The following is a 7,188-nucleotide window of genomic DNA, read 5'->3' as shown; positions in this document are numbered from 1 at the left end:
CGCCGATGGTACTGCAGGGGGGACCCTGTGGGAGAGTAGGACACCGCCGAACAATTCTTCAGAAAAGGCCCACGCCGGATGGCGTGGGCCTTTTCTGCGTTCAGGGGGAAAAGAGGTAGGGGGCTTACGCCCCCGAGTAGCACTGACGGCTCGCTCACAAGCGGCCCGCCGCCTTCAGTGCCAGATATGCGTCCGCCAGTGCCGGCGGCAGATCCTCCGGTGTGGCGTCGACGACCGTGACGCCCTGGCGGCGGAGCTGTTCCGCCGTGCGGTGACGCTCGGACTGGGACTGGGCGGCTGCGGCGGCCTCGTAGACCGCCTCCGTGTTTCCTCGGGCCGCGGCCATGCGAGCGACATGCGGATCCGCCACCGAGGCCACCAGGACCGTGTGGCGCTGGGTTAGTTGCGGGAGCACCGGCAGCAGGCCCTCCTCGACGGGAGCCGCGTCCAGACTGGTGAGCAGAACGAGCAACGAGCGGCGCGGAGCCGTACGGAGGGCCGTGGCGGCAAGGCCCCGGGCGTCCGTCTCGACCAGCTCCGGTTCCAGGGTGGCCATGGCGTTGACCAGGGACGGCAGGAGTTGACCGGCGGTGCGGCCCTGGACGAGGGCGCGGACCCGGCGGTCGTAGGCGAGCAGGTCGACGCGGTCCCCGGCGCGGGAGGCGAGGGCCGACAGGAGCAGGGCCGCGTCCATGGCGGCGTCTAGGCGCGGTGCGTCGCCCACGCGGCCCGCGGAGGTGCGGCCCGTGTCGAGGACGATCAGGATGTGCCGGTCGCGTTCGGGGCGCCAGGTGCGTACGGCGACCGTGGAATGGCGGGCTGTGGCGCGCCAGTCGATGGAACGGGTGTCGTCGCCAGGGACGTACTCGCGCAGGCTGTCGAATTCCGTGCCTTCGCCGCGTGTGAGCACGCTGGTGCGGCCGTCCAGTTCCCGTAGCCGGGCGAGCTTCGACGGAAGGTGCTTGCGGCTGGTGAACGGGGGCAGGACCCGCACGGTCCAGGGGACCTCGTGGGTGCCCTGGCGGGAGAACAGGCCGAGCGGGCCGTAGGAGCGGATGGTGATGCGGTCGGCGTGACGGTCGCCGCGGCGGGTGGGCCGCAGGCGCGTCGTGACGCGGCGGCGTTCGCCGGCCGGCACCGTCAGACGGTGGCGGGAGGCTGTCGTCTCCGTGCCGGGCTGCCAGCTGCTGGGCGGCCAGGCATCGCGCAGCCGGGCGCGCAGCAGGCGCCTGGAGGGGTTGGTGACGGTGAGGGTGACGTCGGCGGTTTCGCCCAGGCGTACGGAGGTGTCGCCCGAGCGGGTCAGGCCCAGGCGGCGCACCGGTGCGGCGAGGGCGTAGTCGCAGGCGCAGGCGACGGCCAGGGGGGCGTTGACGGCGAGGATGCCCGTCCAGCCGGCGTCCCAGATGCCGACGGGGAGGGAGCCGAGGGCCGCGAGGAGGGCGGCGCGTCCGGTCAGGGCCATCAGCGGGGGACCGGGACGTGGGTGAGGATCGCGTTGATCACCGAGTCGGCGGTCACGCCTTCCATCTCGGCCTCCGGACGCAGCTGCACACGGTGGCGCAGTGTGGGCAGGGCGAGGGCCTTGACGTCGTCGGGAATGACGTAGTCGCGGCCGGTGAGCCAGGCCCAGGCGCGGGAGGTCGACAGCAGGGCCGTCGCTCCGCGCGGGGAGACGCCGAGGGTGAGGGACGGCGATTCGCGGGTGGCGCGGCAGAGGTCGACGACGTAGGCGGCGATCTCGGGGGAGACGGTGGTCTTGGCGATCGCGACACGGGCGGCGTCGAGGTCGGCGGGGCCGGCGACGGGGCGTACGCCGGCGGCGCGCAGGTCGCGCGGGTCGAAGCCGGCGGCGTGGCGGGTGAGGACGTCGATCTCGTCCTGGCGGGAGGGCAGCGGGATCGTCAGTTTGAGGAGGAAGCGGTCCAGCTGGGCCTCGGGGAGGGGGTAGGTGCCCTCGTACTCGACGGGGTTCTGGGTGGCGATGACCAGGAAGGGCTCGGGGAGCGGGCGCGGGGTGCCGTCGACGGTGACCTGGCGTTCCTCCATGGCCTCCAGCAGCGACGACTGGGTCTTGGGCGGGGTGCGGTTGATCTCGTCGGCGAGAAGGAGGTTGGTGAAGACCGGGCCGGGCTGGAAGGAGAACTGGGCGGTGCGGGCGTCGTAGACCAGGGAGCCGGTGACGTCGCTCGGCATGAGGTCGGGGGTGAACTGCACGCGCTTGGTGCCCAGGTCCAGGGCGGCGGCGAGGGTGCGGACCAGGAGGGTCTTGGCGACTCCGGGGACGCCTTCGAGCAGGACGTGGCTGCGGCAGAGCAGTGCGACGACGAGGCCGGTCACGGCGGGGTCCTGGCCGACCACGGCCTTGGCGATCTCGGCGCGCAGGGCTTCCAGGGAGGAGCGGGCGCCGGCCGCGTCCCCGGTGTGCCCGGCGTTGTCAGTGGTCGGGTCCATCATGGACGGCGTACCTCTCTTTCGAGGGCGTCGAGTCGGTCGGCGAGGGAGACGAGGGCCGCGTCGTCGCCGGGCGGCGGGCCGAAGAGGAGGTCGTGCAGGGCCTGTGCGTCGGTGTCGAGCCGGCCGGACAGGGCGGGGAGCAGGGCCTCGGGCGTGTGTGCCTGGGTGACGGGGATGCCTACCAGGGGGGCGAGGCGGGTGCGCGTGGTGGAGCGAAGAGCGGCGGCCGCGCGGTCGCGGGCGTTGACCTTGCGGTAGAGGCGGGCGCGGCCTTCGGTGGTTTCGGAGGCGCGGATCGCTACGGGGAGTTTCTCGGGCACCAGGGGGCCGAACCGGCGTGCCCGCCACAGGGCGGCCAGGGCGGCTGCGATGAAGAGTTGCAGGGTGCCCCACAGCCAGCCGGAGGGCAGCAGGTCGAAGAAGCCGCGTTCGCCGGTGTCCTGGGTGGAGTCGTCGGTCAGCGAGGGGAGGTACCAGACGAGATGGGGGCGGGAGCCGAGGAGTTGGAGGGCGAGCGAGGCGTTGCCCTGCTTGTCGAGGCGGTCGTTGTAGAGGATGTCGGGCGCGCCGAGGACGACGGTGTCGCCGCCGAGTGCGCTGTGCGGGATGCGCAGCACGGTGGGCAGGCCGTCGCTGGGGTAGCAGGAGTCGGCGTTCTGGATGGTGGTCGAGTACCGGACGCCGTCGCCCGTCTCCGCGGTGCCCGCGCGGCGGGCTGCGGGCAGGGAGCAGTCGGGGGCGAGGGTGGTGTCGAAGCCGGGTGCGGGGTCGGCGGTGACGCCGGGGGCGAGGCGGCCGACGGAGGGGGTGTCGGGGGCGACGAGGACGGTGCGTCCGCCGGAGTCTGTGGTCGCGGTGTGCAGCTGGGACTGCTGGTGCCGGGTCAGCAGGTCGGGGACGGCGACGAGCAGGGTGGTGTCGGGGCCGGCCGCGGCCCGCGCCTGGTCGAGGGTGGTGACCACGCGGGTGGACACGCCGTGGTCGGCGAGGAGGGCGGCGACGGCGTGGCTGCCGTAGGGGTCGGCGGAGCGCGGGTCGAGACGTCCGTGCCGGTCGCCGGAGCGGAGCGCGGCCAGGGTGATGCCCGCGGCGAGGAGGAGCACGAGCGCGAGCAGGATGCCGCGCCCTCGGGTCCACACCTGGCGGGCGGTGGGGGAGACCGAGGTGGACGGGGGCGGGGCCTTGGTGGTGGCCTCGAGGGTCATCCGGCGGCTCCCTGGTGGGTGGTGGGGGCCGTGCTCCGGTCGCTGCTGGTGTGCTGCGGCCTGGTGCGTTCCAGGTCGCGGTCGAGTTCGGCGATGCGGTGGTACGACTGCTCGGTGGCCCGGCGGCCGCCGTATGTGACGTCGTCGAAGTCCCGTGCGGCGGCGCGGAGCCGGTCGGTGTGCGCCGGCAGGGTGCGGCCGGCCTCGGCGGCGGCCTCGTCGGCGGTGCGGCCGGGGCGTACGTCGAGGAGGGCGCGTTCCTCCAGGGAGCGGACGACGGCGCGCATGCGTTCCTGTACGGCCTGGTTCCAGTGGCCCTGGGCGGCGTGTGCCTCTGCGGCCGCGCGGTGTTCGGCGGCGCTGCGGGGGCGGTCGTCGAACAGTGCGGGGGCGGAGGCGGGGGCGCGGTGCGGGGTGCCCAGCCGCCACCACAGGGCGCCCAGCACCGCGAGGACGGCCACGATGACGACGACGAGGCCGACGGTCCCGCCGGGGCTCGCGGCCGAGGCGGAGTCGAACAGGTTGCCGACCCAGTTCCAGAAGTGGTCGAGGGCGCGTTGCAGCACGCCGGGGTCGTTCTCGTGGTACATGCGTTTGGACAGCTCGCGGCGGGCCGCCTCCCGAGCGGGGTCGCGCGGGATGGTCACGGGCGGTTCGCCGGGGCCCGGCTGCGCCTCGACGGCGGACCTGCCGCCCGTGTGCAGCAGCGTTCGTACGGCTGTGTGTGCCGCGCGTGGCAGCGCGTGCGGTGCTGTGAGAACTCCCCCCGGCAGACTCACGGCATCAGCTCCCCGTGGCCGGTGTGCCGGAGCCGGGGTCCTGGATCCCGGCGGCGCGGGCCAGTTCGAGGTCGAGGGCCTCGCGGCGGATGCGCTGGTCGATGTAGAGGAGCACGGTGACACCGGCCGAGATCGGGAACTTGATCAGGGAGCCGATCACCGATCCGATCCCGCTGATGATGAGGTATGTCCAGCCGAGGTCGGTGGAGCCGTCGAGCAGGCCCGAGACGCCGCCGTCGCTGAAGGCCGCGGCGATGAGGCCGAAGGGGATCACGATGATCGCCGAGATGATGCCGACGATGAGTGCGGCCAGCAGCTGGATGCCGAAGACCCGCCACCAGGAGCCGCGGACCAGCTTGGCGGAGCGGGTCATGGCCTTCCTTATGCCCTGCTTCTCGAGCATGAGCGCGGGCGAGGCCAGGGAGAAGCGGACGGCCAGCCATACGGCGACCACACCGCCGGCCAGGGCGCCGAGGACGGCGAGCGCGGTGCCGCCGACGGGCGATCCGGACGCGGCGACGAGGATGCCGGGCAGCACGCCCACGGCGAGGGCGCCGATGCCGATGAGCAGCAGCAGGAGGATCAGCCCGGCCAGCCTCAGCACCTGGGGGCGGGCGTCGCGCCAGGCCTCGCGGACGGTGACCTGCCGGCCGAGCACCGCGCGGCTTGTGACCGTCGTGAGCAGAGCCGTGGCCAGGACGGTGCCGACCAGGGAGACGACGAAGAGGACGCCGGAGCCCAGCAGGGCGTCGCCCATGGCCCGGAACAGTTCGCGGGGAGAGGCGTTCGGGTCGTCGAGTGCGTCGCTGTCGATGGTGTTCTGCAGGGCCAGGCGCTGCACCAGGATCGTCATGATCTCGGTGATGACCGCGACGACGAGGGAGATGCCCAGCACGGTGCGCCAGTGGGTGCGCATCATGGAGACCGCGCCGTCGAGGATCTCGCCCACGCCGAGCGGGCGCAGCGGGATCACGCCGGGCTTGGCGGCGGGCGGCGGGCCGCCCCATCCGCCGTAGCCGCCGGGGCCGCCGTATCCCGGGCCGCCCCATCCGCCGCTCCCTGGACCGCCGTAGCCGCCGGGGGGCGGTGGCGGGGTGCCCCAGCCGGGGCCCGGAGGCGGCGGTGGCGGGGTCTGGCCGGGAGCCGGTGCGCCGGTGGGCGCGGACCACTGGCCCGGTGGCGGCTGCTCCTTGGACCACTTCACGCCGGGGCTCTGCGGCTGGGTGCCCGGCTGGTCCGCGGGCTGCCCCGGCTGTGCCGGCTGCGCGGGGTCGGGTCGGCCGGCGGCGTCGGCAGGGCCGGACGCGCCGGTCTCCTGCCCGTCGGACGGGGCGGATCCGGGCGAGGCCCAGCCCGGAGTGTCTTTCATCGTCGCTCCTTCACGGTGCCCGTCCGCGGTCGCGGCTGCAGGTTGGCAGCCATCGTGCCATGGGGTGGTGTTCGGGTGACCTGCCACGGTCGGGGCTGCGTGCCTTCCATTGTCCGTGCGATACGGGGAACACTGACGGCATGGCTGATCAGTACGCGCAGACCCGTGGTGACAACCGGCAGGCGGGGATCCCGGTCATCCGCTGGGAGGAGCCGCCGGAGGGGCCGGTCGTGGTCCTCCTCGACCAGACCCGGCTGCCCGCCGAGGAGGTGGAGCTGGTGTGCACGGACGCCCCCGCGCTGGTGGAGGCCATCCGGTCGCTGGCCGTGCGCGGGGCGCCGCTGCTGGGCATCGCCGGGGCGTACGGTGTCGCGCTCGCCGCCGCACGCGGCTTCGACGTGGACGAGGCGTCGACCGCGCTGGCGGGAGCCCGGCCCACCGCGGTGAACCTGTCGGTCGGGGTGCAGCGGGCGCAGTCCGCGTACCGGGCCGCGCTCACCAGGACCGGTGATCCCCGGCAGGCCGCGTCGGCGGCGCTGGCCGCGGCACGGCAGATGCACCAGGAGGACGCCCGGGCCAGCGAGCGGATGGCCGAGCACGGGCTGGCGCTGCTGGACGAGCTGCTGTCCGGCGGTGGGCACCGGATCCTGACCCACTGCAACAGCGGGTCGCTGGTGTCGGGCGGAGAGGGGACGGCGTTCGCGGTGGCGCTCGCCGCGCACCGGGCGGGGCGGCTGCGGCGGCTGTGGGTGGACGAGACGAGGCCGCTGTTCCAGGGGGCCCGGCTGACGGCGTACGAGGCGGCCCGCAACGACCTGGCGTACACCCTGCTCACCGACAACGCGGCGGGTTCGCTGTTCGCGGCGGGCGAGGTGGACGCGGTGCTGATCGGCGCGGACCGGATCGCGGCGGACGGATCGGTGGCGAACAAGGTGGGCAGCTATCCGCTCGCGGTGCTCGCCCGCTACCACCATGTGCCGTTCATCGTGGTGGCCCCGGTGACGACGGTGGACCTGGAGACCCCGGACGGGGCCGCCATCGAGGTCGAGCAGCGGCCGAGCTACGAGGTGACCGAGCTCGTCGCCCCGCAGGTTCCGGTCATGGGAGCGGGCGGCGGCATCCCGGTCGCGCCTCTCGGCACCCCGGCCTACAACCCGGCGTTCGACGTGACCCCGCCCGAGCTGGTGACCGCGATCGTCACCGAGGAGGGCGCGGTGTCCCCGGTGACCGCCAAGGGCCTGGCCGAGCTGTGCGCACGCTCGCGGCAGGCGACGGTGGGCTAGGACCTCGTTACTCGCTACCCTTCCCGTTCGCCGTTCAAGGCGGCAGAGGCAGACAGTGACGGCTCCGTACGACTATCGTCACAGGCCAGTGAGCT

The 7,188-nt window shown here is 73.9% G+C and carries 6 protein-coding genes; 1 reads left to right on the top strand and 5 read right to left on the bottom strand.

The window, feature by feature from the left end; genetic code table 11:
• Positions 1-154: 154 nt before the first annotated feature.
• The 5 genes from IE318_RS26725 to IE318_RS26705 are packed head-to-tail and all read right to left on the bottom strand — an operon-like array spanning position 155 to position 5,810.
• Positions 155-1,465: a DUF58 domain-containing protein gene (locus tag IE318_RS26725; protein WP_189904369.1), complete on the bottom strand. Its 1,311-nt coding sequence runs from the start codon at positions 1,463-1,465 to the stop codon at positions 155-157.
• The gene (locus IE318_RS26720; protein ID WP_189904375.1) at positions 1,465-2,454 is read right to left on the bottom strand and encodes an AAA family ATPase; all 990 of its coding nucleotides are present in this window, start codon (positions 2,452-2,454) and stop codon (positions 1,465-1,467) included. Before IE318_RS26720 ends, IE318_RS26725 begins: the two co-directional genes overlap by 1 nt.
• Positions 2,454-3,662: a DUF4350 domain-containing protein gene (locus IE318_RS26715; RefSeq protein ID WP_189904367.1), complete on the bottom strand. Its 1,209-nt coding sequence runs from the start codon at positions 3,660-3,662 to the stop codon at positions 2,454-2,456. The genes IE318_RS26720 and IE318_RS26715 overlap by 1 nt, the downstream gene beginning before the upstream one ends.
• A complete protein-coding gene (locus tag IE318_RS26710; RefSeq protein ID WP_189904365.1) occupies positions 3,659-4,441 on the bottom strand; it encodes a DUF4129 domain-containing protein in 783 nt (260 codons plus the stop codon). Before IE318_RS26710 ends, IE318_RS26715 begins: the two co-directional genes overlap by 4 nt.
• A gap of 4 nt (positions 4,442-4,445) precedes the next feature.
• On the bottom strand, positions 4,446-5,810 hold the full coding sequence (locus IE318_RS26705; protein ID WP_189904364.1) for a DUF7847 domain-containing protein: 1,365 nt from the start codon (positions 5,808-5,810) through the stop codon (positions 4,446-4,448).
• 140 nt (positions 5,811-5,950) lie between these two features.
• On the opposite strand from IE318_RS26705, the gene mtnA reads away from it, so the two are divergent.
• Positions 5,951-7,093, top strand: a complete 1,143-nt coding sequence (gene mtnA / locus IE318_RS26700; RefSeq protein WP_030167127.1) for an S-methyl-5-thioribose-1-phosphate isomerase — start codon at positions 5,951-5,953, stop codon at positions 7,091-7,093.
• The last annotated feature ends 95 nt before the right edge of the window (positions 7,094-7,188 follow it).

It is taken from the genome of Streptomyces spiralis, assembly GCF_014654675.1.
GTDB classification, from domain to species: domain Bacteria; phylum Actinomycetota; class Actinomycetes; order Streptomycetales; family Streptomycetaceae; genus Streptomyces; species Streptomyces spiralis.
Note: the sequence above shows the minus strand (reverse complement) of the source record. Positions and strands in the feature narration are given on the sequence as shown.

What these genes read in the sequence shown, in the direction of transcription:
- IE318_RS26725 (WP_189904369.1), bottom strand. Translation starts at nt 1,465, where the DNA reads ATGGCCCTGACCGGACGCGCCGCCCTCCTCGCGGCCCTCGGCTCCCTC.
- IE318_RS26720 (WP_189904375.1), bottom strand. Translation starts at nt 2,454, where the DNA reads ATGGACCCGACCACTGACAACGCCGGGCACACCGGGGACGCGGCCGGC.
- IE318_RS26715 (WP_189904367.1), bottom strand. Translation starts at nt 3,662, where the DNA reads ATGACCCTCGAGGCCACCACCAAGGCCCCGCCCCCGTCCACCTCGGTC.
- IE318_RS26705 (WP_189904364.1), bottom strand. Translation starts at nt 5,810, where the DNA reads ATGAAAGACACTCCGGGCTGGGCCTCGCCCGGATCCGCCCCGTCCGAC.
- mtnA (WP_030167127.1), top strand. Translation starts at nt 5,951, where the DNA reads ATGGCTGATCAGTACGCGCAGACCCGTGGTGACAACCGGCAGGCGGGG.